General features: G+C 46.4%; 1 protein-coding gene. It reads left to right on the forward strand.

Translation table 11 applies throughout. The annotated features are described in order from the left end of the window. On the forward strand, positions 1-768 hold a 768-nt coding region (locus tag CSH92_RS16990; RefSeq protein WP_124917002.1), incomplete at its 5' end, for an elongation factor Tu. Positions 769-825: the final 57 nt, after the last annotated feature.

The raw sequence follows: 825 nt of genomic DNA on the forward strand, positions 1-825 counted from the left end.
ATGGTTGACGATGAAGAGCTTCTAGAGCTAGTAGAAATGGAAGTACGTGAATTGTTGTCTGAGTATGAATTCCCAGGTGACGACTTACCAGTAATCCAAGGTTCAGCTCTTAAAGCGCTAGAAGGCGACGCAGAGTGGGAAAAGAAAATCATCGAGCTAGGTGAAGCGCTTGATTCATACATCCCAGAGCCAGAGCGTGCAATTGACAAGCCGTTCATTCTTCCAATCGAAGACGTATTCTCAATCTCAGGTCGTGGTACAGTTGTAACAGGCCGTGTAGAGCAAGGTATCGTAAAAGTTGGTGAAGAAGTAGAAATCGTTGGTATCAAAGAGACAACGAAGACAACTTGTACTGGTGTAGAGATGTTCCGTAAGCTTCTAGACGAAGGCCGCGCGGGTGAGAACGTTGGTGTTCTACTACGTGGTACTAAGCGTGACGAAGTTGAGCGTGGCCAAGTATTGGCGAAGCCAGGTTCAATCAATCCACACACTAAGTTCGAAGCAGAAGTGTACGTACTAAGCAAAGACGAAGGTGGCCGTCACACGCCATTCTTCAAAGGCTACCGTCCACAGTTCTACTTCCGTACAACAGACGTAACTGGTGCAGTTGAGTTACCAGAAGGCGTAGAAATGGTAATGCCAGGCGACAACTTGAAGTTTGTTGTAGAGCTAATTGCACCAATCGCGATGGACGAAGGTTTACGCTTCGCAATCCGTGAAGGTGGCCGTACAGTAGGTGCGGGTGTTGTATCTAAGATTTTGGACTAATTGTTCAACTCTAGATAACACTAGAAATTGAAGAAGGCCGCATTAGCGGCCTTTTTT

The organism is Neoalteromonas flava (assembly GCF_002807685.1).
GTDB classification, from domain to species: domain Bacteria; phylum Pseudomonadota; class Gammaproteobacteria; order Enterobacterales; family Alteromonadaceae; genus Alteromonas_E; species Alteromonas_E flava.